The organism is Streptococcus sp. HMSC066F01 (genome assembly GCF_001837335.1).
Classification (GTDB): Bacteria; Bacillota; Bacilli; order Lactobacillales; family Streptococcaceae; genus Streptococcus; species Streptococcus oralis_S.
Genome location: NZ_KV832085.1, coordinates 424 through 2,081, shown reverse-complemented (window position 1 = coordinate 2,081; position 1,658 = coordinate 424). Strand labels below are relative to the sequence as shown.

1 protein-coding gene is annotated in these 1,658 nt (G+C 41.0%); it reads left to right on the top strand.

What is annotated here, in order from left to right; genetic code table 11:
• The coding region (locus tag HMPREF2655_RS02860) for an isopeptide-forming domain-containing fimbrial protein (protein WP_142352110.1) at window positions 1-1,567 on the top strand (1,567 nt) is incomplete at its 5' end.
• Window positions 1,568-1,658 lie beyond the last annotated feature (91 nt).

Sequence of the window (1,658 nt, the reverse complement as noted above, 5' to 3'; positions counted from 1 at the left end):
GTTCACCGTAACAGATACACTTGAATCTGTTTTGGCAATCGCTGATACGCCAGTAGCTTATGTAGATGGACGTGATGCAAATGGAGCTCTTGAAACAAGTGTTGAAGGAAACACTGTCACTGTAAAAGTGAAAGATTTCGCTCGACTAAAAGGCTTCAAAGAGATTCAATTGTACATCCCAGCTAAACTCAAAGCGAATAGCGATTTGACTCCTTATAAGGATCAATTGGTACCAAACAAAGCAAGTGTTAACTTCAAGGATGCCAATGGTCAATCTGGTAGCAAGGAATCAAAACCGGTAACGGTGAAACCGCGTGACCCAGAAACACCAACAGATCCAACACCAGGTGAACCAGCTAAGTCTGTTGGGCCAGAAGATGGATCTAAACCTGATAAAGAATACCACTTGCCAAACGCTTTAGATACCTTCCGATTCGATATCACTACACCGGTTCCAACAGATCCTGTAGATGAAAACGGAAATGCTAAGAAGGATCAATATGGTCGTCTTATCAAGACAGACTTGACTAGCTTTACGATCACTGATAAAATCGATTCAGTCTTGAAAGTCAACAAAGATCGTATCGCTCTTAAAGTTGAAAATGCTCAGTTTGACAAGATCAAAGCAGCTCTTCAAGCTCAACTTGATCAAGCAGAGAAAGAACTCAAAGCTTTGACAGGCAAGTCAACAGAAGAGGCTTCAACAGAGACTGGTAAGAAGGAAGAGCTCAAGGCAGCGGAAGCGAAAGTAGCTGAATTGAAAGCGAAGTTGGAAGCAGCTAAGGCAGCGCAGCCAGCTAAACCAGCTGAAACTACAACACCAGCTACTCCAGCAACAGCTACTGAAGAAACAACTCCAGCTACATCTGATTCTTCTGCAACAGAAGATAAGAAACCTGCAACTAGCGAGCCAAGTCAAGATCTTGCAAGCTTGGAAGCAGAGTTGAAAGCAGCTGAAGAAAACTTGTCTAAACTTCAAGCACCAGCTGAGAAAGAAGCAGAATTAGCACCAGCTGATAAGAAACAACAACAAGAGAAACTTGAAAATGAAATCAAGAAACTAAAAGAAGCTCAAACTAAGCTTCAAGCAGCTATTGATAAATTGAGTAAGTCTTCAAATGATCGTGGTGAATTAGTAGGTAAAGAATTAGAAGCAATTGCCACTGTTACTTACGATGAAACTGAAAATCTTGTGACTCTTGAAATCAGCGACAAGGATGTTCTTGAAGCCTTGAAGGGAAGTACTGTACGTCTTGTACTTTACACTAACTTCAAAGAAGGAACAGATTTTACAAAATTTACTGGTGGTGTTCCTAATAAAGCTGAAGTAAGCTTTAACCATAATCCAAAGCCACAGCCTACCAACACAGTTGTGGTGTTCCCACCAACACCACCAACACCAGAAAAACCACAAACTCCGCCACCAGGTGGAACCGTTCCTCCAGCAGAACCTAAGAAAACATTGCCAAATACAGGTTCTGAAGGATCTTCAATCTTTGGAGTACTTGCTGCCCTAGCTCTAGGACTTGCTGGACTTCTAGTTTGGAAGCGTAAAGCTGAACGTTAGTATCATATAGTAAGAGGAGAGTAGAAATATTTCCTCTCTTCCTTACTATATATTAAATGAATTAAGGGAAAAAGAATGAGTAGAAAAAAAT